The organism is Frankia sp. CgMI4, from assembly GCF_001756285.1.
Lineage (GTDB): Bacteria > Actinomycetota > Actinomycetes > Frankiales > Frankiaceae > Frankia > Frankia casuarinae.
In genome coordinates this window covers 65373-91385 of record NZ_MAQZ01000060.1, presented here as the reverse complement: position 1 = coordinate 91385, position 26013 = coordinate 65373, and the positions used below count along the sequence as shown (strand labels likewise).

Genomic DNA, 26013 nt, shown 5'->3' with positions numbered 1-26013 from the left:
GGTGCCACAAAACCCGAGGTAACCGCCATAAATCAACGGAAGAACAAGAAGAAATGAGCCGRAGCGGACCACGGAGAGCACATCCACCTGGGATCGCTCCGGATCATCGAATGACCAGTGYGTCGTCCGGTGGTTGGGTGATGGTCCATCCAGTCGGGTGCACCAGCGCAGGCAACAGCCGGACTCMCCAGGGCAGCTGGGCGCCGTCCAGGGTGACGTCGATGGTCCGGGTGCCGGCCTGGTCCACAGCGGCGAGCCGAGACAGCTCGTGGGCCTCCGCGGCAGCCCGCGGCGGTACGGTTCCCGGCCGCGCGAACAGAATCAGATCTCCGGCCGGACCGGTGGTGTGCACCTGTACCCGTAGGGTGCGCCGCCGCCAGCCGGACCTGCTCACGGTGTAGGTGACGGTCGGCTGGACGGCCGGAGCCTGCGGCGGCGTGGGGCCGGTGGACGAACCCGCCGTCGGGCCCGACGGCGGGTTCGTCTGCGCCTCCGACGCGTGCTCCGGCACCGGGCGGAGGGGGCCGGTGGCCAGGGGCTGCGGGTAGGTGCCCGTCGCCGCGGGCAACGGCACAGCACCCGTCGCCGCAGGCAACGGATAGCCCCCGGTGCGGGGCTGGGTCGGCCCACCCGGCGGCTGCATCGTGATCGGGTCGGCGACGGTACCAACCACCGGCCGGCCCGAGACCACGCCAGCCGAGACCACGCCAGCCGAGACCACRCCAGCCGAGCCTCCCGGGCTGCTCCCGGACGCCGCCGGCATCGGGGGTGGATCAGGACGCGTCGCGGGGCGCGCCAGCACCGAGACRCCGGCCGCGACCACCCGGGCCACGCCCCCCGACCGGTACACCGGGTAGCAGGCCACGTGGTAAGCCCACCCGTCCCGCGGCGCGGCGAGATGCCAGCCGCCCTTGATCTCCAGACTGGTATTGGTGACCTTGGCGCTCGCGGCGTAGGGATCATCCGGTCCGGTCGGCGGTTGGTCACGGCGCCACAGCACCCGYGCCTCGGTGACCCCCGGTGGCAGCTGGAAGGACAGCACGATCGAGTCGCCTCGATCGTCGGCGCGCAGATCCCGCACGGGTTCGATGGCGAGGTGACACACGGCCCGGCCGACGACGGCCGTCCCGCCATGGACCGTCAGCGGCGTGTAGATGACCTCGCCGACCTGTGCCACCTCGCTGACCTGCCCGGAACGGCTCAGCCCCACAAGACGTGACGAATCGGGGATGGCGGCGAGCGACACGTCGCAGCCTTCCGGCCCGATGCCGATCATCGGCAGGGGCCCCGACCCCGGGTAGGGCCACGGGCCGGTGCTGGTCGCGTGAGCGGTGCTGGTCACGTGGGTGATGGCGGCGGGGACGGCCGGCGGCTGCGGCACCGGGGTCGCGTAGATCCGCACCTCCCAGCCGGGCGGCGGCGTCCAGCGCAACGTGGTCCGCCCGGCGGCGGTGGCCGCCGTGAGGTCATGGACGGGCCGCGGGCGGGCGGCCACCTCCAGCGTCACCTCGGCTCCGGGGGTCCGGGCCGGGTGTCCCCGCGCGTCCTGGTACTCGACGAAGACGTGGTAACGATAGGTCACGCCGACGACGACATCGGTGTCGTGKAAGAGGCCGCCGGTGCCCCGCGCCCGCCGGGGCGGCTGGCTGACCGCGGCGGGCGGTGCCACCGTCCGCTCCACTGTCACGGCGGCCAGCGCCCCGCCGAGGCTCCAGTCCAGGCGGATCCCGGCGGCGGTGCGCTCGGCCCGCAGGTCGGTGATGTCCCGGGTGAAGACGAGCGGGGCGGTCTCCACCGGCGTGGAACGGCGCTCACCGCAGAGGGCAGTCACCTCGTATCGCACCGGAGTCCAGGCGGGAGCGCCGGCATCGCACAGCTCCGTCGAGCGGGTGGTACCGAGGCTGCTCCGCCCCGGGGCCACCCCCTGGCCGTCGCCAGCTTCCACGGGCACGACGCGTTCCACCCGGTAGGAGACCGGGCCCCCGACCGAGGGCGAAGCGCGCCACCACAGCTGCACCGAACCGTCGGGGCCCGGCACCGCGGTCAGGTCGGACGGCGGGGAGAGCGGCAGAGCCGCCATCGCCGCGAGCGCCTCCCGGTTGTCCGCCGCCGTCGCGAGGACCGCGGCGAGGGCGGCCTCCTGGTCCTCGGGTGGTAGCGCGCGCGCCGCCTCGACCCGCCGGCGGATCACCGCCTGGGCGGCAATGAGCTCGGCCAGCACCTCGGCCGGTTTCCGGCCGTCGGGGCCGGGGACGTCGGCGGCCTGTGCCGCGAGCCACCGGGCATCGGCAAGCGCCGCATCCGCCCGGCACGCCGCGCGGGCCTCGGTGAGTGCCCGCCAACCGGCGTCCGCGGCGCCCAGCGCGGCGGAGACCCGGGCTCCCAGTTCCTCCGCCGTCCCGGCGACCGGTCCACCGACGGCGGCYAGCACCGGATGGGCGGTCGTGAGGATCTCGCCGGCCTGGCGGGGATGACCGCCCTCCAGGGCGCGACGCACCGCGACGAGCGCATCGGCCGCCTCCCTGGCCTGGCGCAGGCTGTGCCCGCAGTGCCGGCAGACGACCGCCGCCGCCTCGGTCATCGATCCGCAGGACGGGCAGGTGGTGTAGAGGTCGGTGTCGCAGTACCGGCAGTGCCGCACGGACCCGGCCGCCTCCGGCCGGCCGCATCCCGGGCATACCACGTAGTCGAYGACCCCGCCGACGTTCACCGCGGCGCCGARCTCCCGAGCCGCCTCCAGGACGACGGACTTCGCCTGAGCCGCGGTCAGTCCGCGCCCGGTCGCGAGCGCCGCCCGGACGAGACCCTCGAAGGCGACCGCGGTGAGCTCGCCGTCGAGCACGACGTGTTCCTCGACCGCGGGCCGCAGCTCGTCCACGGCGTCCGCCATCAGCCCAACGGTGTACGCGGCGGGGTCGCCCTCGATCAACCGGGCGGAGACGAGGGCGAGCAGGTCCGCGGTGACCGTCTTCTCCCGGTCATGGGGACGGTGGTGGTTGCCCGCCACCATCGCGGCGTACGCGGCCCGCAGCCGCTCCGGTGAGGCGTCCGGGGCCAGCCCCAGGAAGGCCCACAGCGACGCCGTCGAGACCCGGTCCCCGCCGCGCAGGGCGCGCAGCTCGCCGAGCCGTTCGGAGATCTGCCGGCGGACCTCGGCCGGCAGCGGTTCGACGCCCCCGCCGACGGCGTCGATGATGATCTGCTCCCGGCTCAGGCGGGCGTCGAACTCCTCGACCGTCACCCCCGCGGCGACGGCGAGGCGGCGCAGGCCGTCCACCCGGGATGCCGGGATGCCGCCGAAACGCTCCCGGACGGTGGCGAGATAGCCGTCGACCTTGGCGAGACGCTCGGCGTCACCGCTACGCCGGGCTGCCAGCACCCGGGCGCGGACCCGTTCCCGGGAGTCCGCGTCCCGCAGCGGCTCCTCCCATTCCGCCCGCCGACGGACAAGCTCGGCGGCGAGGGTCGCGTACTTCGCCGAGTTGCGTTCCCGCTGCAGGAAGGCGAGCACCCGCACCAGGTGCGCCCCGACGTCGGAGTCGGTGTACGCCACCGTCGGATCGAGACCCGCGAGGAGGAACGGGTCGGCGGTGTCCAGGGAGGCGCGGGCCCGCAGCGGCGCCAGCACCCGCTGGCGATAGCCGCTGCCGTCGAACGCCGCGCTCACCGATCCACCTTCGTCCCACGTGCCCACCGTGCCCACCGTGCCCGCCGGGAACCGGCCGGCGGCCCGTCGTCAGGCGCCGATCGTGGAGCGGCCGTCGACCACTCCACACCTGAGAGTACGAAGCCGCGCCTCGGCGCGGGCCGCGGACGCCAGGTTGGCGCCGCCCGCACGCACTGCGCGCACCCACGTCCCCGCGAGGCCTGTAGGGCGCTCCACCGGACGCGGTGCCTGGTCAGGCTGAACCCTATCCACTCCGGCGTCGGCCGCCGCGGGCCGGAACACTCGTGCGGGAACACTCGTGGGGGAGGCCGAATGGCCCGGCACCGGCATCGATCCACGGCGAGGTCCGATCCGCCGCGGGGTCCGATCCGCCGCGGGGTCTCAGTCCCGCTGCTTGAGCAGGCTGACCTTCGCCGACTCGACGGCCCGCATCTCCTCCGAGCCGACCCCGGCGCGCACCTCGAGCACCAAGGGGGTGGCCGCGCCCTCGTGCGAGGCGGTGACCTGGATCGTCTGGTCCCCGCCCATCGTGAAGGTCACCTCAACGGGGGTGCCCAACGGGTGGCCAGGCGGAATCCCGCTGATGGAGCCGGCGACGATCACCTTGTTGTCGTCGATCGCCGTGGACTCGGCGGTGGTGCCCTGCTCGAAGACCCGGATGTCCACCTCGGCCTGATCGTCGACGACGGTGTAGAAGGTCCGGGTGACGGCGATAGGCAGCGGGTCGTTCTGGTGGGCGAGGAAGGCCGCGACCGGTGTGCCCCGGTCCTCGGCGAAGATCCCGAAGCCACGTGACGTGACGTTCGTCACTTTCGTGCGGACGAGATCGACCACGGAGGCGGTCGAGAGTCCCGCCTCCTCGGCGCTGGCTGCGRCCGCCTTCTCCACGTCCACGGCGTCGGCTGCGGCGAGTTCCTGGTCGGGACGTWGATGCCCGCTGGCGACCAGGTCCGCGTGGACCTCGCGCTCCAGTGCCTTCTTCTGCCCRTACACCGCGGCGCCCTTGGCGACGGCGAGATCGGGATCGGCAAGCCGAGAGGTGAGCCCGAAGGACTCCTGCAGCCGGCGGGCCACCGCCGGTGTCTTGCTCATGCCCCCCACCAGCAGGCACAAGTCGATCTTCTCGACACCCTTCTCCCGGGCTCGCGCCAGCACCGAGCCGGTCAGGTCGATGGTGCGCCGCAGCAGCGGGCCGGTGATCTCCTCGAAGACGGTCCGGGTCACCGGCACGCTTGTGCGCCTGCCGTTGTGCACGACCAGCACGTCGACGCTGTCCCGGCCGGACAACGCCAGCTTCGCGTCCTCGGCCGCGGCCAGCAGCTCCTGCTCGTCGTAGACGTCGTCGAGCGGGYCGCCCGCGTCGGGCTGCGCCTCGGTGAACTTCTGCGCCAGGTAGCGGACGAGTTCGTTGTCCCAGTCCGCACCGCCCAGSTCGTGGTCGCCATCCGTGGCGACCACGGTGATCGCGCCCTCGCTCAGCCTGATGACCGTGGTGTCGAACGTGCCACCGCCGAGGTCGTAGACCAGCACGGTCGACTCCTCGGCCCCGTCCTGGCCGAATCCGTAGGCGAAGGCGGCGGCGGTCGGCTCGTTGATGATGTCGACCACGTTGAGGCCGGCGAGCTCGCCGGCCAGCTTCGTCGCCTTGCGCTCCTCGTCACCGAAGTACGCGGGCACGGTGATCACTACATCGGTGACCGGGACACTGGTCGCGCGTTCGRCATCCGCGGCGAGCGCCTTGAGCACCAGGCTCGACACYGCGGCGGCGCTGTACTCCTCGTCATGCGCCACGAACCGCCAGTCCGACGCGCCCATGTGCCGCTTGACCAGCCGGGCGACGTCGTCGGGACGGATGCGAGCCTGGCGCTTGGCCTGGGTTCCCACCACGAAAGAGGTTGGGCCCTCCGCCCCAGTGTCGAACAGGACGACCGAAGGCGTCGTCGGCTGGGACTCGATGTTGCGGATCACTTCCGGTCGGCCGTACTCGTCGACCTGGGCAATGCAGGAGTAGGTCGTGCCCAGGTCGATCCCGAACACCTTGGTGCCTGCCACCGTCTAATTCTTCCCTTCACAAGCCTCGTACCTCCGCGGCTCAGCGCGATCGGTAGACCTCGGTCTCCGCCGGTCGGACGACCGTGGTCTCGCCGCGGACGAAACCCGGACGAACGGTACGAGCGATCGTCCCGTCCCGTCCCGGGTCGTCCGTCGGCACCCGACGCACCCCCAGGTGCCGCGCCGGGTCGAAGGTCCCGCCCGGCACCGCCGTGTACGGGCGGACGTCCACAGCGACATCGAGCACCTGGAGCAGCTGCTTACGCAGGATGCCGGCGACACTCTGCGGATCGTCGGCCCCCAGGCTACCCATTTGATCATGAAGTCGAATCAACCCCCGCAGAAGGGGGGCCATGGCTTCGGTAAGCTCACCACTACGTAGCCGGGCATTCTCGGCATGCAATCGGTCCACGAGTTGGGTATCGTGACGCCGTAGCCGGGCCAGTTCGTCAACGCGGCTCGCGAGGCGTTCCARCGCCACCGCCTGGACAGCACCGATCGAACCCACCAGATCCGTCCCGCCGCCGTCAGGGCCCGGACGGTCCACGGGGCAGTCCTGATCCGCCGAACCGTCCTGAGGAACCTGATCATCCTGAGCCGCGGTGCCGCCATGGTCGACCGGGCCGCGCTCCGCATCCCGTTGATCCGGGCCCGTCGGAGACCGTGTCGGCGTCGCCGGTCCGGCGTGCTCGGCGCGCTCGGATGCCACGGCCGACTCCGGCTCGTYGGGCCGGACCTCGTCGGGCCGGACCTCATCAGGCCAGACCTCATCAGGCCAGACCTCATCAGGCCGGACCTCATCAGGCCGGACCTCATCAGGCCGGACCTCATCAGGCCGGACCTCATCAGGCCGGATGTCCTCAGGGCCACCCGCCCCGCGGTCCCCGGCCTCGGGACCGGTCTCGCGCCACTCAGCCTCCGGCAGGTCATCGGCCTCGCGCGGATCGGTCGCCTCGTACGCGGGCGCGCCCCGAGAGCCCGCGACGGAGCGGTGCTCCTCCCGCGCCCCATACCCCGATCCGGCATGGTCCCCGTAGCCACTCGACCCGCCGTGGCTTGGCTGCGAGGGGGACCATGCCGGGGCGTTCCGTCCCGGGAACCGGTCCTCTCTCGGCGGATGGGCGTCCACCGGAACCTGCCCTCTCCGGCCCTGTTCCCAGCCGGCCGCCCGCGAAGGACCGGCGTACGCCGGGTCGGCCTGGCCCGGATCGGCGCCGGTCACCGGCCCGCCGCGATCATCGGCGGAGTATCGTCCGGGCCGCTCCCGGCCTCGCCCGGAAGCCGGGTCACGATCAGGATGAGATCGGTGCCCGGGGTGGGCCCGCTGGTCGCAGCTCGCACGGTCGGCGCGCGCCTRCTCGGGCGAGGGCTCGCGACGTGGCTGGAACATCGAGTATCGATCCTCCTCGCCGACGGGCGGCGGGACCGGATGGCTCATCGCGGACTACCGGCGTCACTTGCGGCCGGCAGTCCAGTTCAGGCCCCAGCCGTAGGCCTCGTCGAGCTCGCGGTGACCGCTGACGTAGCGGACCTCCCGGCTGACCTTGAAGTCGTTGCCGGTGTTGGTCAGCAGGGCGATGGCGCACATCCGGGCGCCACCGGCCTGCTCGTCCAGCCGGACCTCGATCGGGGCACCCTGCGCCGGAGTCAGGGTGACCACCGCGTCGGCCTGGTCGAACGAGGCCACCCCCTCGTAGATGAAGGCGAACACGAGGATGCGGCGGATCTGGGAGATGGCGGCGAGGTTCACGTACAGGTTCTCGCCACCGACCGCGGCGCCCGTGCGGTCGTCCGCGTCGAGGTTGATGAAGGGGGGATCCGTGAAGGAGCCGAACGCATCACCCAAGGCCTGGACCACACCCGCACGGCCGTCGGAGAGCTCGAACAACGCGGCGAGGTCGAGATCAATGCCGCCGCCCGCGGCGCCCAGCACCCGCTTGAGGAAGCCGCCCTTCTGCTGGCCGCCGCCCGGCTGCTGGTTCCAGTTGAGGTTCACGTGCAGCCGCCCGCCACCACCCTGCTTGCTCAGCGAGACGGTCGGCGCGGATTTCGTCAGTGTCACCTTGCTCAGCGAGACCGGGCCGGAACCGGCCGCCGGTGTGGCGGGACGTTTGCTGTAGTCGATGCCCATGATCCGCTCCCTCGCGGTAGCTGGGTGTCATCCATGATCAGGTGATCATCGCCTGGCAGGATCGGACGCCAGTACCCGACGATGTCACATCCGCGGCGGCGCTCTCCAGACCGGCCACCCAGGCCCGGTGCGCCGGCCGGCTGTCGCCGCCCGGCGCACGGCCGCTACATCGGGGCGCCGACGGCCTCTCGTGGCTGCCCCGGGCCGCCCTCGTCCTCGCCCGGGACGGACCCGGCACCCGCCAAACCGCGCTCGGCGGACCGGTGGCGGATGGAGGACAGCAGCGACAGACCGATGAAGGCCACCCCGATGAGACCGGTGACGATCTCCGGAACCTCGGTCTCGATCGWGATGGCCAGGATGATGGCCAGCGCCCCGATCRCATAGTGGGCACCGTGCTCGAGGTAGATGTACTCGCCGAGAGTGCCCCGCCGGACCAGGTAGACGGTCAGGGACCGGATGTACATCGCGCCGATCCCGAGACCGGCCGCGATGACGAAGATGTTCTGGGAGATCGCGAAGGCGCCGACGACTCCGTCGAACGAGAACGACGCGTCGATGACCTCGAGGTAGAGGAAGAGGAACGCGGCGGCCTTGCCGGTGGCGAGCACCAACTTCGGCGGGCCGCCGGTACCGTTCGACCGGACCGGGGCCAAGCCTGCCGACTCGGCGACGGAATCGTCGTCATCGTCCTCGGCGCCCACACCGCGGGCCTCGAAGAACTCGCCGAGTCCCCGCACGCCCAGATAGGTCGCGAGCCCCGCCACCCCGGAGAGCAGCACCTGCTGCTGGTGGTCGCCGGCGAAGGCCTGGCCGACCACCAGCAGGGCGATGAGCCCAAGCACGATCGGAACCACATCGAGCTGGCCCGCCCTGCGCAGCGGCTCCTCCAGCTTCTTGATCCACTGGATCTCCCGTTCGGGGTCGAACAGGAAGTCCAGGAACAGCATGAACAGGAAGATCCCGCCGAACGCGGCGATGGCCGGATGCGCGTCACCCAGTTTCTCCGCGTACCGGGCACCGTCGTTCAGCGCCAGGTCGAAGACCTCGAGCGGACCGAGATGCGCGGTCAGCGCCACGATGGCGATCGGGAAGATCAGACGCATGCCAAACACCGCGATCAGGATGCCGAGCGTCAGGAAGATCCTCTGCCAGAACTGGCTCATCCGGCCGAGGATCGTCGCGTTGATGACGGCGTTGTCGAAGGACAAACTGATCTCGAGCACCGCGAGGATCGCGACGAGCGCCGCGTTCCTGGGGCCACCGATCACCCCCGCCGCGGCCACCCCGATAACGGTGATCGCCAAGGACCATCCGAAGATTCGCAAGGCGTGCACGCCTACCAACACCCTCCCGGACCGGTCGCCAGACCCCGGCCGCGCCGCGCGGGCGGATCCGCGGTCCGTCGGATCCCGCATCGCTCAAGCATCGCCGGAGACCGCGTCGTCCCGCGGCCTRCTGGCCCGGTGYGGCGGTCGTCGGCATCGTAACTGCTCGTCTGGTGGGCACGACCTGACAAAAGTGCTACACCCGATGTGTATCGCTCTACCTGTACATGTCACCCACACACGACCGGACCCATAGCATCTGGTCATTACCGCGCCGGCCGGCGCGGTCGGACCCAGTGACCCGGTCGGACCCGGTCGGACCCAGTGACCCGGTCAGACCCAGTGACCCGGTCAGACCCAGTGACCCGGTCGGACCCGGTCGCCTGACCGAGCCCGACTGCGCATCCGGGGTTCAGACGTATCCGGGGTTCAGACGTTGACGCCGAAGTCGCGCGCGATCCCGGCCAGACCCGAGGCGTAGCCCTGTCCGACGGCTCGGAACTTCCAGTCCGCGCCGTGCCGGTAGACCTCGCCGAACACCATGGCCGTCTCGGTGGAGGCGTCCTCGGTGAGGTCATAGCGGGCGATCTCGCTGCCGCCGGCGCCGTTGACGATCCGGATGAAGGCGTTGCGGACCTGGCCGAAGTTCTGCTGCCGCGAGTCCGCGTCATAGATCGAAACCGGGAAGACGATCTTGTCAATCTCCGCCGGCAGGGATGTGAGGTTCACCGTGATGGCCTCGTCGTCGCCCTCACCCTCGCCGGTCAGGTTGTCGCCCTGGTGCTCGATCGCACCGTCGGGGCTCTTGAGGTTGTTGAAGAAGACGAAGTGCCCGTCCGACACGACCTTGCCGTCGGCCCGGCACGCGATGGCGCTCGCGTCCAGGTCGAAGTCCGCGCCGGTTGTGCTCCGAACGTCCCAGCCGAGCCCGACCAGGATGTTGGTGAGTCCGGGCGCCTCCTTGGTCAGCGACACGTTGCCGCCCTTGCTGAGGCTGACTCCCACTGCTCCTCCTGCTGTGCGTTGTTCGAAAGGGCTGCCGTTCAGATGTTGCTGCCGTTCAGATGTTGCTGCCGTTCAGATGTTGCTGCCGTTCAGATGTTGCTGCCGTTCAGATGTTTCGGGGGCCGCTCGAGCGGCCCCCGCGGAAGCCGGCGACCCGGGGCGAGGTGCGCCCCGGGTGTCCCCGGGTGTCCCCGGGTGTCCCCGGGCGCCGGCAGCCTACTGCGCGGCGTGAACGCCACAGTGACTCTCCGCCCACGAAGGCCACGTGGCCGGAGTACTGTGCCCTGCGGGACGAACGAGTGGGCCACGAGGTTCCCGCAGCCGGTGCCACACCGCCCCGTAGCCGCRCCGGCTGCGCCCGAATCGTCCCGGTGCCGCCCGCCCGCCACGATCGGGCCACCCCTTTACGCGCCGGCAAYCGCGGCGGAACACCACCCGAGCCACCCCGACCCCATCACACAACATCACCACAATGATTCCGGAATGCGCCGGGCGTCCGCCGCCGGGACCCCGGTGACGCTCCGACCTCGACCCCGCACCCGGAGCACCGCAACAGAGGAGGTTCGGACGTTCGACAGGGCCGCAACTGGGGAACATTGCCTTCAGCGCGGGCCATCCGGGCGGGACGGACCGACCCATCCCAACGACAACAATCGCCCATGCGATGGTCGCGGGCAGTTCACACAGAGGTGTCGCCAATCGCCACGTACAGGGCGGACCATTGAGGTGTGGTTCGTCTGGATAAGGTCGTCATGATGATCGGACGTTCAGTAGGCCGGGTTGTCGTCTCCGATGTGACACCGACCGTCTCGTGTGGCCAGTGGCCGGCGCGGGCGGTCGCGGGCGAAATTCTCACCGTCGGTGCAACGGTGTTCCGCGAGGGTCATGACCTCATCGGCGCGAACGTCGTGCTGTCAGGTCCCGACGGGCAGGGAACTCCGTTCATCCGGATGCGCTCCGCCGGCCCCGGTACCGACCGTTATGAGGCGGAGATCACCGCCGGGACCGAAGGCCTGTGGGGATATCGGGTCGAGGCGTGGGCCGATCCGGTCGCCACCTGGCGGCACGGTATTGCCCTCAAGGTCGGCGCGGGCCAGAGCACGGACGAACTCGCGGTGGACTTCGAGGACGGTGCGCGCCTRCTGCTGCGGGCCCTGCCCGCAGTCCCCGAACCGCGCCGGGCGGAGATCGCTCTCGCCGTGGCCGCGCTGCGCGACGACGACTGCACCGACCCCCGCGACCGGATCGCCGCGGCCCTCGATCCCCGGCTGGTGAGCCTGCTGGACGCCTGTCCGCTGCGCGAACTGGTGACCCGCTCACCGCTGTACCGGCTGTGGGTGGATCGTCGGCGCGCCCTCTACGGCAGCTGGTACGAGATGTTCCCGCGCTCGGAGGGCGCGAGCCTCGACCCGCCCCGGTCCGGGACCTTCCTCACCGCGGCCGAACGCCTGCCCGCGGTCGCGGCGATGGGCTTCGACGTGGTGTACCTGCCGCCGATCCATCCGATCGGCGAGGTCAACCGCAAGGGTCCCAACAACACCCTCACCCCCGGTCCGACGGACCCCGGCTCGCCGTGGGCCATCGGCAGCGAACACGGCGGCCACGACGCCGTGCATCCCGACCTCGGCACGATCGACGACTTCGACCTGTTCGTCGCCCGGGCACGCTCGCTGGGCATGGAGATCGCGCTGGACCTCGCCCTGCAGTGCGCGCCGGACCATCCATGGGCGAAGCATCACCCGGAGTGGTTCGYCGTGCGTAGTGACGGCTCCATCGCCTACGCGGAGAATCCGCCGAAGAAGTACCAGGACATCTATCCGCTGAACTTCGACGCCGACCCGACCGGGCTCTATCAGGAGATCCTGCGCGTCGTCCGGTACTGGACTGCACACGGAGTACGAATCTTCCGTGTCGATAATCCGCATACAAAGCCCGTCGAGTTCTGGGAATGGCTCATCGCCCAGGTGAAGTCGACCGAACCAGATGTGCTCTTCCTCGCGGAGGCATTCACCCGGCCGGCGATGATGCAYACGCTCGCCAAGGTCGGTTTCACCCAGTCATATACCTATTTCACCTGGCGCAACACGAAGTGGGAGCTCGAGAAGTACGCGCGCGAACTGGTGTCGGCCGCGCACTACATGCGGCCGAACTTCTTCGTCAACACCCCGGACATCCTGCCGGAGTACCTGCAGCACGGCGGCCCGGCGGCGTTCCGGATCCGGGCGGTGCTCGCTGCGACGCTGTCACCGACCTGGGGCGTCTACTCCGGGTACGAGTTGCGCGAGAACACCCCGGTCCGACCGGGCAGCGAGGAGTACCTGGACTCCGAGAAGTACCAGTACCGGCCACGCGACTGGGCCGCGGCGGAGCGTGCGGGCCAGTCGCTCGCGCCGTACCTGACCAGACTCAACCAGATCCGCCGTGCCCACCCCGCCCTGCAGTGGTTGCGCAACCTGCACTTCCACCATGCCGACGGGGACGAGATCATGGTCTTCTCCAAGCGGGTGGACTCCCTGCGGGCGGACGGCACGGATCCCGGGGACACGGCCGCCGCCGACACCGTGCTCATCGTCGTCAACCTCGACCCGCACGCTCCCCGGGAGACCACCGTGCGGCTCGACATGCCGGCCCTCGGCCTYGGCTGGGAAGACTCCTTCGAGGTCACCGATGAGATCACTGGTGCCACCTACGCGTGGGGCAAGCAGAACTACGTGCGGCTGGACCCGGCGGTCGAGCCCGCGCACGTCTTCGCTGTGCGGGCCCGGTCGTGATGGATTCTGAGCCTCTCAGCGAACCGATCGGCGACCACACCCCCGGCCCGGCCCCCGCCATGCCGGTCGGGGGGACTTTACGCGACCCACACTGGTTCAAGCGAGCCGTGTTCTACGAGGTGCTCATCCGCGGCTTCGCGGACTCCAACGGCGACGGCACGGGGGACATTCGCGGCCTGATCTCCAGGCTCGACTACCTGGAGTGGCTCGGTGTCGACTGTCTGTGGCTGCTACCGATCTACTCCTCGCCGTTGCGTGACGGCGGCTACGACATCAGTGACTACTTTCAGATCCTRCCGGAATTCGGTGACCTCGGCGACTTCGTTAGCCTGGTTGACGAGGCCCACCGCCGGGGCATCCGGATCATCGYGGATCTGGTGATGAACCACACCTCGGACGCCCATCCCTGGTTCCAGGCGTCCCGCTCCGACCCCGACGGGCCGTTCGGGGACTTCTACGTCTGGTCCGACAGCGACGAGCTGTACCCGGACGCCCGGATCATCTTCGTGGACACCGAGAAGTCGAACTGGTCGTGGGATCCGGTCCGCGGTCAGTACTACTGGCACCGTTTCTTCTCCCACCAGCCCGACCTGAACTATGACAACCCCGAGGTCCAGGAGGCGATGCTGGAGGTTCTGCGCTTCTGGCTCGATCTCGGCATCGACGGGTTCCGGCTCGACGCGGTCCCCTACCTCTATGTCCGGGAGAACACCAACGGCGAGAACCTGCCGGAGACCCACGAGTACCTCAAGCGGGTCCGCAAGGAGGTCGACGCCAAGTACGCCGACCGGGTGCTGCTCGMCGAGGCAAACCAGTGGCCCTCCGACGTCGTCGAGTACTTCGGCAACGACGACGAGTGCCACATGGCGTTCCACTTCCCGTTGATGCCGCGCATCTTCATGGCGGTCCGGCGGGAGTCCCGCTACCCAATCTCGGAAATTCTTGCTCAGACACCCCAGATCCCGCCGAACTGCCAGTGGGGCATCTTCCTGCGCAACCACGACGAGCTGACGCTCGAAATGGTGACCGACGAGGAACGGGACTACATGTGGGCCGAATACGCGAAAGATCCGCGTATGAAAGCCAACATCGGCATTCGTCGCCGGCTGGCGCCGCTGCTGGACAACAGCCGTGACCAGATGGAGCTGTTCACCGCGCTCCTGCTCTCGCTGCCCGGCTCGCCAGTGCTGTACTACGGCGACGAGATCGGGATGGGCGACAACATCTACCTGGGCGACCGGGACAGCGTCCGGACTCCGATGCAGTGGTCACCGGATCGTAACGCCGGTTTCTCCACCGCGGACCCGGCCCGACTGTACCTTCCCCTGATCATGGATCCGGTCTACGGTTATCAGGCCCTGAACGTCGAGGCCGGACAGCGCATGCCGACCTCGTTCCTGGCCTGGACCAAGCGGATGATCGAGGTACGCAAGCGTCATCCGGTCTTCGGGCTCGGCGACTACACCGAGCTCGGCGCGTCCAATCCCTCGATCTTCGCCTTCGTCCGCGAGTTCGGCGACGACCGGGTCCTGTGCGTCGCGAATCTGTCCCGCTTCGCCCAGCCGGTGGAGCTCGATCTGCGTCGTTTCGAGGGAATGGTTCCGGTGGAGCTGCTCGGCCGGGTGCACTTCCCGCCGATCGGCGAGCTTCCCTACCTGCTGACACTGCCAGGTCACGGACATTACTGGTTCGCGGTGACCAGACCGGGGGAATTCACCCCCTAGCCGCGTTGGGCGGACCGGGGCAACGGAGGCCGTCGGGGCGGTCGGGCAAGGAACAGCCAAGGAGCACTGGAACCGCCTGAACGACGTGCGGCCCGGCCCGGGTCGGGCAAAAGGCTGCTATGGAGGCAGTGGACGTTAGGTTAGCTGGCATAATGATCGTTGAGGACGGGCACCGGGAGGTCGATGATGGGTGACCACCACGCGGAACTGACCGGCCTGTTGCGCGAGTGGCTCCCCCGGCAGCGCTGGTTCGCCGGGAAGGGCAGATCCGGGGGCGGCCTGCGGATCCGTCACGACGTCATGGTCTTCGAACCGCTACGGCTGCTCGTCGTTGACGTCGACTACGACCACGGTCCGTCGGACCATTACCAGGTTCCGGTGGTCATCCGCTCGGACGCGCCCTTCGGCCWCGAGGGCTTCCTGATCGGCGAGAGTGCCGGCGGCCTGGTCTACGACGGCCTGCACGACCCCGATGGCAGCTYGGCCCTGCTGAGTTTCCTCCGCCGGTCGACACACCGCGACGGCCTCGTCGCCGAGGCGCTGGAACCACTGGACATCCTGCCCGCCCACGCCGTCGGCGCCGAGCAGTCCAACACCTCGATCGTCTACGGCGACGCCTACATCCTCAAGGTGTTCCGGCGGCTCTGGCCGGGCGTCAACCCCGATCTGGAGGTGACCCGGGCGCTGGCGGAGGCGGGCAGCACACACGTGGCCCGCCCCGTCGCCTGGTACTCCGGCCGTGTCGACGGGACACCGACCACCTTCGGATTCCTCCAGGAGTACCTGCGCAGCGGTACCGAGGGCTGGCGACTGGCGCTGGCCAGCGTGCGCGACCTGTACGCCGAGGCCGACCTGCACGCCGACGAGGTCGGCGGCGACTTCGCCGCGGAGGCCGAGCGGCTGGGTACCGCCACCGCCGAGGTGCACGCCGACCTCGCCCGGACGCTGCCGACGAGGCCCGCGACCGCCGATGCCCTGCGCTCCCTGGTGACCTACCTGCATGGCCGGCTGGATGCGGCGGTCGAGGCCGTCGCCGAGCTGCGTCCCTTCGAGGCGGCGATCCGCAAGAGCTACGACGAGGTGACGGGGGCGTCGGCGCAGGCCGTCCATCCCCGGCCCTTCCAACGGCTACACGGCGATCTGCACCTGGGTMAGGTCCTGCGGGTCGACTCGGGCTGGGTGCTGTTCGACTTCGAGGGGGAGCCAGTCCGCCCGGTCGCCGACCGTGTGGGGCTGGAATCGCCGCTGCGCGACGTCGCCGGGATGCTGYGCTCGTTCGACTACGCGGCCCGGTCGATGCTGCTCGAACGCGGTGACGAGCCGTCGTTGGCCTACCGCGCCCAGGAGTGGGCAGATCGCAACCGGGAGGCGTTCTGCCGGGGCTACGGTGCCGCGGCCGGCCGCGATCCTCGTGCGGATGCCGTGGTGCTGCGTGCGTTCGAGCTCGACAAGGCCGTGTACGAGATCCTGTACGAGGCCCGCCACCGACCGGGGTGGATCGGGATCCCGCTGTCCTCGGTGGAACGACTGACCCGGTCCAGCCCGTCGGCGGGGTAAGCCACGGCCCGGCCCGGGCCGTGGCGGCCGCCCGGCAGCGGTGCCGGCACCCGGACGCGGATCAGCCAGAAGACCCGACAGAAGACCCGAAAAATCACCGCGCAGAGAGGCAGGGGTGTCCCAGTGAACAACGGCGACGTCAACAACGGCACGGCGCGGACGGGACGCCTGGCCACCGGGCTCGCCCCCGACCGACCGAACCCCCGAGGGGCGGCCACCGCCGTCCGCAACGGCGGTGGCCGGGTGGCGCTGGCGGACCGCGACGCATCGTCCGCCAGCGCCCAGCCTGGACAGACCGCCGACGATCCCGCCGTGCCATCGGCCCCACCATCGGCCCCACCATCGGCCCTGCCCGCRGACCCGCCCGCGGTTGCGCCCGCGGTCTCGGTCGACCTGCCCTACGACGACCTGGAGCGGTTGGTCAGCGGGGCGCATCACGACCCGCACGCGCTGCTCGGGGCGCACCCGCATCCCGGGAGCGACGCCACGGTCGTCCGGGTGCTGCGCCCCGATGCGAGGGCCGTGACCGTCCTCGTCGGGCCGGCCCGCTACCCGGCCACCCGGCTGCACAGCGGCGGGGTGTTCGGAGTGGCCGTGCCGGGAATGCTGCCCGACTACCGCATCGAGGTGACCTACCCGGACGGCCCGTACCTCATCGACGACCCCTACCGGCACCTGCCCACCCTCGGTGAGATGGACCTCCATCTGATCATCGAGGGCCGGCACGAACAGCTCTGGAAGGTGCTCGGGGCGCATCCGCGCGCGCTGACGACGCCGGGCGGCGCCACAGTCACCGGGGTCAGCTTCGCCGTGTGGGCCCCCTCCGCGCGGGGAGTGCGGCTCGTCGGCGATTTCGACTTCTGGGACGGGCGTGCCTTCCCGATGCGCTCGCTCGGCCGCTCCGGGATCTGGGAGCTGTTCGTCCCCGGCGCCGGCACCGGCGCCCGGTACAAGTACGAGATCCTCGGCTTCGACGGGATCTGGCGGCAGAAGGCGGATCCGCTGGCGTTCCACACCGAGGTGCCGCCGGCCACCGCGAGCGTGGTGTTCGCCTCCGACTTCACCTGGAACGACGGCGCGTGGCTCGACCGGCGGGCCCGGACGGCCTGGCGCACCGAGCCGGTGAGCGTCTACGAGGTCCACCTGGGCTCCTGGCGGCGCGGGTTGTCCTATCGGGAGCTCGCTGAGGAACTGACCGCGTACGTCGTCGAGAACGGCTTCACCCACGTGGAGATGCTGCCCGTGGCCGAGCATCCCTTCGGCGGCTCCTGGGGCTAYCAGGTGTCGGCCTACTACGCCCCGACGRCCCGCTTCGGCAGCCCCGACGAGTTCCGCCACCTTGTGGACACGCTGCACCGCGCCGGCATCGGGGTGATCGTCGACTGGGTGCCGGCGCACTTCCCCCGGGACACCTGGGCGCTGGGCCGCTTCGACGGCACCCCCCTGTACGAACATCCCGATCCACGCCGCGGTGAACAGCCCGACTGGGGTACCTACGTCTTCGATCTGGGCCGCCCCGAGGTACGCAACTTCCTCGTGGCAAACGCCCTGTACTGGTTCGAGGAATTCCACATCGACGGGCTACGCGTCGACGCGGTCGCCTCGATGCTGTACCTCGACTACTCCCGGCCGGAGGGCGGCTGGCTGCCCAACATCCACGGCGGCCGGGAAAACCTCGACGCCGTCTCGTTCCTGCAGGAGACCAACGCCACCGTCTACCGCCGTTTCCCGGGCGCAATGATGATCGCGGAGGAGTCGACCGCGTGGCCCGGGGTCACCCGCCCCACCCACCTCGGCGGCCTGGGCTTCGGCTTCAAATGGAACATGGGGTGGATGCACGACACCCTCGACTACAACTCCCGGCTGCCGATCCACCGCATGTACCACCACCATCAGATGACCTTTTCGATGGTGTACGCCTACTCGGAGAACTTCATCCTGCCGTTCAGCCACGACGAGGTGGTCCACGGCAAAGGTTCACTGCTACGCAAGATGCCCGGCGACCGCTGGGCACAGCTCGCGAACCTGCGGGCGCTGCTCGCCTACATGTGGGCGCATCCCGGCAAGAAGCTGCTCTTCATGGGCTGCGAGTTCGCCCAGGACAACGAGTGGAACGAGTCCGCGTCCCTCGAATGGCCCCTGCTGGACGATCCCGCCCACGCCGGTGTCGCGGACCTCGTGCGCGACCTGAACGGTCTCTACCGGACGGTCCCGGCCCTGTACCAACACGACGCCGACCCGGCGGGCTTCTCCTGGATCGACGCGAACGACGCGGAGAACAACGTCTTCTCGTTCCTGCGGTGGTCGGGCGAGGACCCGGCGGGCGGCGTGCTGGCCTGCGTCACCAACTTCGCCGGCATCGGGCACGAGGGCTACCGCATCGGGCTGCCGTTCCCCGGCCGCTGGCGCGAGATACTCAACACCGACGGGTACCGCTACGGCGGCGGCAACATCGGCAATCTCGGCTCGGTCCAGGCTGTCGAGGAGCCGCATCACGGTCTCGACGCCTCAGCAACCCTGACGCTGCCGCCTCTCGGGGCCATCTGGCTCTCCCCCGCCTAGTGCCTTCCCCCGCACGGCGGCTTCGCCGCAGTGCGGGGACCCCTGGCCCAGGGCGCCGTACGGGGCCTCCGTCAGCTCGCCTTCGGCGACCCTCCTGGGATAGCCTCCTGGGATAGCCATCGGGGCTTCGCCGCAGTGCGGGGACCCCTGGCCCAGGGCGCCGTACGGGGCCTCCGTCAGCTCGCCTTCGGCGACCCTCCTGGGATAGCCTCCTGGGATAGCCATCGGGGCTTCGCCGCAGTGCGGGGACCCCTGGCCCAGGGCGCCGTACGGGGCCTCCGTCAGCTCGCCTTCGGCCGGTGAATGTGGGGATCTGAGCACGGTCCGCGGTCCCTGGACCGTGCACTGGCTCCCCACAACTCGACTGCCGCGTCCTCAGAAGAGAGCGGCTGCCAGGGAGCGTCGAGCCGGGGCCACCGCGGGCTCCTCGTCACCCAACGCCTGGAACAGCCCGACGAGGTGCGCTCGGACCCTTTCCCGCTCCGGTCCCGCCGTCCGGCGGACGACCTCGACGAGACCAGCGAGGGCCCCGGCCACGTCTCCCTGCGCGATGCCCAGGTCGGCCGCGGCAACCGCGGCCTCGACGTCGTCCGGATTCGCCACCAGYCGGTTGCGGACGTCCACCGGATCGTACCCATGCACCCGGCGCAGCAGTTCGGCCCGCGCGAGCCCGGTCAGGGCCTCGGGATCCGCGGGCGCCTCGGTGAGCCGGATGCGGTAGGACTCGACCGCGGTGTCGAAGTCGCCACGGGCAAGCGCCGCCTCGGCCGCCGCCACATGTGGGTCACGGGCGGGGCCGCCCGCGGCTGCCGCGCCCGGGACTGCGCCCATCGCCTCGCCGACCAGGGAGAGCAGCTGATCGAGCCAGCTCCGCACCTCCCGTTCGGGCACGGCGCCGGTGAACTCTCCGATGATCCGCCCGCCGATCACCGCCTTCACCGCGGGGATGCCCTGCACGTCGGCGGCCTGCGCGAGGCCCGGGTTCGCGTCGACGTCGATCTTGGCGAGGATCCACCGGCCGCCGTCCGCCGCGGCGAGCTTCTCCAGGATCGGGCTGAGCTGCTTGCACGGGCCGCACCAGGAGGCCCAGAAGTCCAGCACTACGGGAACCTGCATCGACCGGCTGACCACGTCGGTGGCGAAGCTCGCCTCGGTGACGTCGATGACCACGGGCCCGGCTGGCGCGCCGGGACGGGCGTCCGGCGCGGCCGTGGCGGCGCTGCTGGCGGGGGGAGGCGGGGTCGCCGGCTTGGGGTCGAGCGGGACGGCGCCGGCGAGGCGCAGACCGCCGAGGCTTTCGGGCAGACGTCCCGCGCCTCCCGCACCGCGCGGCGATCTGGATGGGACTGGTGGCCTACGTTGCATGCCTCCATCGTGGCATCTGGTCGCGGTCAGTGGGCTCGGCACCGGACGACTTTTCCGGTCCTCATGTCCGCCTCGCCCGGGGTCGGACACAGACGCCCAATCCGGGCCGGCGGGCCGCGGGCCGCGGGCCGTTGCCCGCCGGCCGCGGTCAACGATCAGTGGCGTCCGCGCCGGTCTCGCCCCCGGCCAGCAACCGGTCGATCGCGGCGACCTTCGTGTGCAGAGCGTCGGTGACTCCCGGGCGAAGATCGGCCTTCAGCACCAGACTCACCCGGCCAGCACGGGCCGAGACCGCCTCGGTGGCCCGGCGGACGACGTCCATCACCTCGTCCCACTCGCCTTCGATCGTGGTGAACATGGCGGTCGTCTCATGGGGCAGCCCACTGGCCCGCACTATCCGGACCGCCTCGGCGACCAGATCCGCGACCCCCTCGCCCTGACCGATGGGCGTGACACTGAAGGCAACAAGCATGCGGTCAGRCTTATCACGACAGTCCGCTCACCGCGCATCGAACAACGCAGGGCCACTACCCTGCTACGCCGACGCACCGAGGTCGTCGGTAAGCTATTTGCATGTCACGAAACGTCGCCAGAAAACCGGCCAGCGATCCAGTTGAGCAAACCCGGAACAACGGTCTCTGACGGTACGCCCTACCATTGCCCGCCGTGGGGTGGAAGAAGACGGATAATGAGGCGTAGGTGGGGTCACGCATCTTGCTCGACGCGCTGACGGACCTGGCTGTGGTCGTCGGCACGGATGGTCGTGTCACCGACATGGGTGCCGCCGCCCGTGCCTTCCTCGGTGACCGGGTTCCCCGCGTCCCCCATCTGCGCGATCTTGTCGACGTCGTCGATCCCGCGTTCCGCCTCGCTCTCGGTGAGGCGGTGACGGCCGCGCTGGGGCGGACCGGGCAGTGGCGTGGCTCGGTGGGACTCGTCGACCTGGCCGGGGCCACCGTGCCCCATCACGTGACGGTCCGGGTCGACCCGGAGGGCGGGCTGGTCGTCGTCGCTCGGGACACCAGCGACCAGCGCGCCCGCGAGGTCGCCGAGAACGAGTCACGGGCCAAGGACGAACTGATCGCCCGGCTCGGCCACGAACTGCGGACCCCGCTGAACGCCATGCTGGGCTTCGCGCAGCTGCTGGAACTCGAACCGCTCACCCCCGACCTCCACGACGACGTCGAGCGGATCATCACCGGTGGCCGCCACATGCAGGCGTTGATCGATGACGTGCTGGACCTGGCCAGGCTCCGCGCGGGCCGGGGGGACATCAACAAGGGGYCGGTCAACGTCCTCGACATCGTCCAGGGCGTGGTGGAGCTCGTCGAACCGCTCGCGGCGCAGCGCAGCATCCGGCGGGTGATCCATCCGGCGCTGCCGCTCGTCGCCGACGCGGACCGCCGCCGCCTGTGGCAGGTCCTGCTCAACCTTGTCGGTAACGCGCTGAAGTACGGCCGGGAGGGCGGCAGCGTGCGCGTCGGCATCGTGCCCATCACCGGCTCGCGGATCCGTATCGAGGTCGAGGACGACGGCGCGGGGCTCTCCCCCCGGGCGATCGACCGACTGTTCCGGCCCTTCGAGCGCCTCGGCGCCGAGCGCAGCGGAATCGAGGGCAGCGGGCTGGGCCTCGCGCTGTCCCACGCCCTGGTCACGGCGATGGGCGGGGTGCTTACCGTCGCCAGCCGGTACGGCGTGGGAAGCGTGTTCGCCGTCGTGCTCGACGCGGTCGACCTGCGTTTCGAGGATCTCGATGATGACAGCGGGTTCGTGGGCAGTTACGGTGGCCTCCCAGGTCGCTCCGGCGAGTCCGGCACGGTCACCCTCGGCCGTCCTCCCGCACCCGGYGGCCTGCGGGTCGTGCACGTCAGTGGCGATCCCGCCCTGCGTTCCCTGGTCGCCGAGACCCTCACCGATTTCCTGGCTGCGGACACCGTGACCGYTCCCCGCGCCGGTCTCGCCCTCGACGCGGTGCGGGGGGCCCGGCCGGCGTTCATCCTGCTCGACCGGGACCTGCCCGACACGACCGCGGCCGAGCTGCTCGCCCAGCTCGCGGCGGACCCGACCGCCGGCGTCATCCCGGCCCTGGTCCTCAGCGAGGACACCGACCCCCGCGAGCGGGCGTACCTGCGCCGAGCCGGCGCCGTGGACGTCCTGAAGATCCCGCTGGATCCCGGCGCCCTAGTCGCCGCGGCAGCCGCGCTCACCACCGCGATGACCGCCCCGAGCTGACCTGACCGGGCCGCCCCGAACGGCGCCTGATGCGGGGAAGAGCTCGAAGTCCAGAAAGTCGAAGCCAGGCGCCACCACGCAGCCGACCAGGACGTGCTGTCCATCGCGCGGGACCGCGGTCTGCCATTCGCCGGCCGGCACGACGAGCTGCGGCGCTTGGCCCGCGGCCAGATCGGGCCCGAGGATCCGCCGGTCGGCGGCGACCGGCGCCCGGCCCGGCCCGCCGAGAGTGAGATCGAGGGCCCCGCCGCCCTGCCAGAGCCAGATCTCGGCCGAGGCCACCCGATGCCAGCCGGACACCTCTCCCGGACGCAGCAGGAACAGGATGGACGTCATGACGGGGCGCCTGCCGCCATGTGCGTCGATCTGGTCGGGACTGGCCCAGGTCCGGCGGTACCAGCCGCCCTCGGGATGTTCTTCGAGACCAAGCTCCCGCACCAGGTCGTCGGCCAGCGTCGCGGGGTCGTCGATGCGGGTCATCGCGGGAGCCTCCCCGAGGCCTGCCGTCACGCCGGAACGCGCAGCACCAAGGCGTCTCCCTGGCCGCCGCCGCCGCAGAGACCGGCGGCCCCGATCCCGCCGCCGCGGCGCTTCAGCTCGTTGGCCAGGGTCAGGGCGATCCGGGCACCGGAGGCTCCGACGGGGTGACCGATCGCGATCGCGCCGCCGTTGACGTTGGTGATCTCCGGGCCGATCCCGAGGTCGCGCATGGACTGGATCGCGACCGCGGCGAAGGCCTCGTTGATCTCGACGAGGTCGAGATCGGCCGGGGTGAGCCGCTCCTTGGCCAGCGCCGCGAGGATGGCGCGCGAGGGCTGGGACTGCAGGGAGGTGTCCGGACCGGCCACGAAGCCGTGGTGACCGACCTCCGCGAGGATCGGCAGGCCGAGCTGTTCGGCCTTCGCCCGGCTCGCCACGATGACGGCGGCGGCGCCGTCGGAGATCGGCGACGACGAACCCGCGGTGATCGTGCCGTTGCCGTCGAAGGCCGGCCGCAGCTTCGCGAGCACCTCGACGGTGGTGTCGGGACGCACGCTCTCGTCCTGGTTGACGACCAGCGGCTCGCCGCGGCGCTGCGGCACCGCGACCGGGACGATCTCGTCGTCGAACAGCCCGTTCTTGGTGGCGGCGGCGGCCCGCTGATGCGACTGGGCGCCGAACTCGTCCTGCTCGGCCCGGCCGATGCCAAGCCCCGCGTTGTACCGCTCGGTGCTCGCCCCCATCGCGATCTGGTCGAAGGCGCAGAACAGCGCGTCGTGCTCGGTGGCGTCGAGCAGCTCGGCCCGGCCGTACTTCACCCCGGAGCRCAGCGAGCGCAGCAGGTGCGGGCCGCCGGTCATGGACTCCATCCCACCGGCGACGACGAGGTCGAACTCCCCGCTGGAGATGTACGTGTCGGCCAGGGCGATCGCGTCGAGGCCGGACAGGCAGACCTTGTTGATCGTGATGGCGGGCACCGACAGCGGGATGCCGGCGGCGACCGCCGCCTGCCGGGCGGTGATCTGACCCGCACCGGCCTGGATCACATGCCCCATGATCACATAATCGACCGCGTCGCCGGRCAGGCCGGCCCGCGCGAGGGCACCCGAGATCGCGATGCCACCGAGATCCGTCGCGGTGAAGCTCTTCAGCCCGCCCGACAGTTTCCCGAACGGTGTCCGCACTCCGGCCACGATCACGGAACCAGGCATGGATGCCTCCTCATCTCCAGGAAGATCTTCGGACCGGGACGGCGCCGGCACACGGCATGCGGCATGCGGCATGCGGTGACGTCGTCTCGTGGCGACGGCCTCGAGAACGGCCGTTGCTGATATAATAGCCTGGTCACGTCTGAGATTCCCGGCCGCGATTCTGGCCTCTCAGGGACAAGCGCACCCAGCCGGACCGGCGGGACGGCCAGGAGAAGCGGACCGTCCTGACAGGGACCGTCAGGACAGCTGGCCGCAGGCTGCCACGAACGGCGAGGTGGCCGGGTCCGCCGGCAGGCGTACCTGGTCGGACCGGCTGTCTTGGGCGGCCAGGCCCTCCGGGGTCAGCGCCAGGATGGTCGTGGCCACGGTGAACAGCGAACCGTCGGTCGAGGTCCCGCTGTTGATCCGCAGGGCCCGGTCCATGCAGCGGAACCCGGCGCCRACGTTGCCCTGAACTCCGGCGGCGAGGGTGAGCTGAGCCGGCAGGGAGACGGAGGCCAGCGTGTCGAGACTGGCGTAGCGCACCAGCGCGTAGTTGTCCATCCCGCTCCTCGACGTGGTCTGCACCAGGATCTCGCCGAACCCGTTGGCGTCGATGTCGACGACCGTGTAGTGCAGGGGCACCACGATCGCGCCCAGGTCGACCTGCCCGACAGTTCCGTCCCGGGAGAACACGACCTCGAGTTTGCTCCCGGTCGCCCGCACCTGGTCGGAACGGCCGTCGCCGTCGACGTCGCCCGCCACCGCCGGCTTCACGACGGCCGTCGGCAGCTGAGGGCTGTCCTGGGTCACCGTCGTCGGACTGGCTGACGAACCGGCCGTGACGGGCGGGGAGGACACGCTGGTGCTCGGGAGGGCGGTCGGCGGGGTAGTCGCCGACCAGGTCGCCGCTCCCCCTCCGGACCCACCGCCGGCCCTGGCAGAACGGCCGGTGCCGCCGGTCGAGGGCGCGACGGGTGTCCGGCTCGGCCCCGTCACGGGTGCGGTCACGAGCGGCGGGACGGCTGGCTCGACGAGCTCGTTGCTCGACGGAGGGGGCCGCAGCGCCACCACGGCGAGCCCGATGAGCGCGGCCATGACCATCCCGCCCGCCGTCATCAGCGGCAGACGCCACCGGCGCCGACGGTCGATCCCGGCACGGATCTGCCGGTAAGCGTCCGGCGAGGGCCGGATGGGCTCCACCGCCTCGGTGAGCAGGCGGGCGAGCTCCTCCGGTTCCAGACCACTCACCGCAGGCCCTCCAGCTTGCCGCTCAACGCCGACAGCCCCCGGGAGGTGTACGCCTTGACGGAACCGACACTGCAGCCCATCACCGCCGCGGCGTCCGCCTCGGACATGTCGGCGTAGTACCGCAGCACCACCGCCTCCCGCTGCCGGCGGGGCAGCTCGCGCAGCGCCTGGATGACCGCCGCCCGTTCGAYGAGGGAGTAGGCGCCCTCCTCGGCGCTCGCGGCGTCGGGCATCGGCTTGGGAGCGTGTTTGAGAGCGACGAGTCGACGACGCAGTGTCGAACGTGCGAGGTTGACGACGGTCTGCCTGAGGTAGGCCAAGGCCTTGTCCCGGTCCTGGAGCCGCCCCCAGGCCGCGTGGACGCGGATGTAGGCGTCCTGCACAACCTCCTCGCAGAGGCCGAGATCGTCAAGTAGTAACGCTGCAAGACGAACCAATGACCGATAGTGTTCGGAATACAACGCGGTCAGGGCGGCATCGGCGTCCCGCGCGACATCGCTACGGGCGGCGTCGCTCCGTGCAGGCACGGGCCGCCACCCTTCCACGACAGTCATGGGCGCGATCACACCCAGTTGGACGCGTACCGAGCACTCGAAGTTGTCCCAAAAGTTCTATCGCGTCGCGCACGAAACAGACAGCCTCCACATCCCGCGACCCCGCCTCCCACCTATGGGTAACATCTGCCGTCTATCCGCCAC

The 26013-nt window shown here is 70.6% G+C and carries 17 protein-coding genes; 5 read left to right on the top strand and 12 right to left on the bottom strand.

Annotation, left to right across the window (positions count from 1 at the left end; all coding sequences use genetic code 11):
* Positions 1–103: 103 nt before the first annotated feature.
* The 6 genes from Manayef4_RS08970 to Manayef4_RS08945 form a co-directional block, all read right to left on the bottom strand.
* Positions 104–3667 carry a hypothetical protein gene (locus tag Manayef4_RS08970; protein ID WP_070131296.1) on the bottom strand — a complete coding sequence of 1188 codons (3564 nt, stop codon included), beginning with the start codon at positions 3665–3667 and terminating at the stop codon, positions 104–106.
* Positions 3668–4048: 381 nt separating this feature from the next.
* Positions 4049–5719 carry an Hsp70 family protein gene (locus tag Manayef4_RS08965; RefSeq protein ID WP_070131279.1) on the bottom strand — a complete coding sequence of 557 codons (1671 nt, stop codon included), beginning with the start codon at positions 5717–5719 and terminating at the stop codon, positions 4049–4051.
* A gap of 40 nt (positions 5720–5759) precedes the next feature.
* Positions 5760–6032, bottom strand: coding sequence for a hypothetical protein (locus Manayef4_RS25885; RefSeq protein ID WP_254665544.1), 273 nt, complete (start codon positions 6030–6032; stop codon positions 5760–5762).
* A gap of 1140 nt (positions 6033–7172) precedes the next feature.
* Positions 7173–7850, bottom strand: coding sequence for a tellurium resistance protein TerA (locus tag Manayef4_RS08955; RefSeq protein WP_011438051.1), 678 nt, complete (start codon positions 7848–7850; stop codon positions 7173–7175).
* A gap of 164 nt (positions 7851–8014) precedes the next feature.
* Positions 8015–9187: a DUF475 domain-containing protein gene (locus Manayef4_RS08950; RefSeq protein ID WP_070131278.1), complete on the bottom strand. Its 1173-nt coding sequence runs from the start codon at positions 9185–9187 to the stop codon at positions 8015–8017.
* Positions 9188–9607: 420 nt separating this feature from the next.
* A complete protein-coding gene (locus Manayef4_RS08945) occupies positions 9608–10183 on the bottom strand; it encodes a TerD family protein (protein WP_011438053.1) in 576 nt (191 codons plus the stop codon).
* Positions 10184–10935: 752 nt separating this feature from the next.
* Between Manayef4_RS08945 and Manayef4_RS08940 the strand changes: the two genes are divergently transcribed.
* The 4 genes from Manayef4_RS08940 to glgB all read left to right on the top strand — a co-directional run bounded on the left by Manayef4_RS08940 (position 10936) and on the right by glgB (position 18797).
* Positions 10936–12954, top strand: a complete 2019-nt coding sequence (locus Manayef4_RS08940; RefSeq protein ID WP_070131295.1) for an alpha-1,4-glucan--maltose-1-phosphate maltosyltransferase — start codon at positions 10936–10938, stop codon at positions 12952–12954.
* A 59-nt stretch (positions 12955–13013) separates the two neighbouring features.
* The gene (treS, locus tag Manayef4_RS08935; RefSeq protein WP_070131294.1) at positions 13014–14678 is read left to right on the top strand and encodes a maltose alpha-D-glucosyltransferase; all 1665 of its coding nucleotides are present in this window, start codon (positions 13014–13016) and stop codon (positions 14676–14678) included.
* Positions 14679–14864: 186 nt separating this feature from the next.
* On the top strand, positions 14865–16235 hold the full coding sequence (locus Manayef4_RS08930) for an aminoglycoside phosphotransferase (RefSeq protein WP_070131277.1): 1371 nt from the start codon (positions 14865–14867) through the stop codon (positions 16233–16235).
* A 123-nt stretch (positions 16236–16358) separates the two neighbouring features.
* Entirely contained in the window at positions 16359–18797 is a 2439-nt protein-coding gene (gene glgB, locus Manayef4_RS08925) for a 1,4-alpha-glucan branching protein GlgB (protein ID WP_070131276.1), read from the top strand.
* Positions 18798–19172: 375 nt separating this feature from the next.
* Here the strand turns inward: glgB and Manayef4_RS08920 are convergent, their stop codons facing one another.
* Together Manayef4_RS08920 and Manayef4_RS08915 are read right to left on the bottom strand one after the other, a co-directional pair.
* Complete coding sequence (locus Manayef4_RS08920; RefSeq protein WP_011438059.1) at positions 19173–20162, bottom strand: tetratricopeptide repeat protein; 990 nt, start codon at positions 20160–20162, stop codon at positions 19173–19175.
* A 148-nt stretch (positions 20163–20310) separates the two neighbouring features.
* Entirely contained in the window at positions 20311–20634 is a 324-nt protein-coding gene (locus Manayef4_RS08915) for an MTH1187 family thiamine-binding protein (protein WP_011438060.1), read from the bottom strand.
* A gap of 227 nt (positions 20635–20861) precedes the next feature.
* Between Manayef4_RS08915 and Manayef4_RS08910 the strand changes: the two genes are divergently transcribed.
* A complete protein-coding gene (locus Manayef4_RS08910) occupies positions 20862–22394 on the top strand; it encodes a HAMP domain-containing sensor histidine kinase (RefSeq protein ID WP_070131275.1) in 1533 nt (510 codons plus the stop codon).
* On the opposite strand, the gene Manayef4_RS08905 is transcribed toward Manayef4_RS08910, so the two are convergent.
* From Manayef4_RS08905 to Manayef4_RS08890, 4 genes are all read right to left on the bottom strand, one after another.
* The gene (locus Manayef4_RS08905) at positions 22344–22874 is read right to left on the bottom strand and encodes a cupin domain-containing protein (RefSeq protein WP_011438062.1); all 531 of its coding nucleotides are present in this window, start codon (positions 22872–22874) and stop codon (positions 22344–22346) included. The genes Manayef4_RS08910 and Manayef4_RS08905 overlap by 51 nt on opposite strands.
* A 26-nt stretch (positions 22875–22900) precedes the next feature.
* On the bottom strand, positions 22901–24085 hold the full coding sequence (locus tag Manayef4_RS08900; RefSeq protein WP_070131274.1) for an acetyl-CoA C-acetyltransferase: 1185 nt from the start codon (positions 24083–24085) through the stop codon (positions 22901–22903).
* A 237-nt stretch (positions 24086–24322) separates the two neighbouring features.
* Complete coding sequence (locus tag Manayef4_RS24880) at positions 24323–25315, bottom strand: VCBS repeat-containing protein (RefSeq protein ID WP_011438064.1); 993 nt, start codon at positions 25313–25315, stop codon at positions 24323–24325.
* Positions 25312–25869: a SigE family RNA polymerase sigma factor gene (locus Manayef4_RS08890; protein WP_070131273.1), complete on the bottom strand. Its 558-nt coding sequence runs from the start codon at positions 25867–25869 to the stop codon at positions 25312–25314. The genes Manayef4_RS24880 and Manayef4_RS08890 overlap by 4 nt, the downstream gene beginning before the upstream one ends.
* Positions 25870–26013: the final 144 nt, after the last annotated feature.

Excerpts from the sequence above, each read along its gene's own strand:
- Manayef4_RS08905 (WP_011438062.1), bottom strand. The coding sequence starts at position 22,874 with ATGACCCGCATCGACGACCCCGCGACGCTGGCCGACGACCTGGTGCGG.
- Manayef4_RS08915 (WP_011438060.1), bottom strand. The coding sequence starts at position 20,634 with ATGCTTGTTGCCTTCAGTGTCACGCCCATCGGTCAGGGCGAGGGGGTC.
- Manayef4_RS08955 (WP_011438051.1), bottom strand. The coding sequence starts at position 7,850 with ATGGGCATCGACTACAGCAAACGTCCCGCCACACCGGCGGCCGGTTCC.
- Manayef4_RS25885 (WP_254665544.1), bottom strand. The coding sequence starts at position 6,032 with ATGGGTAGCCTGGGGGCCGACGATCCGCAGAGTGTCGCCGGCATCCTG.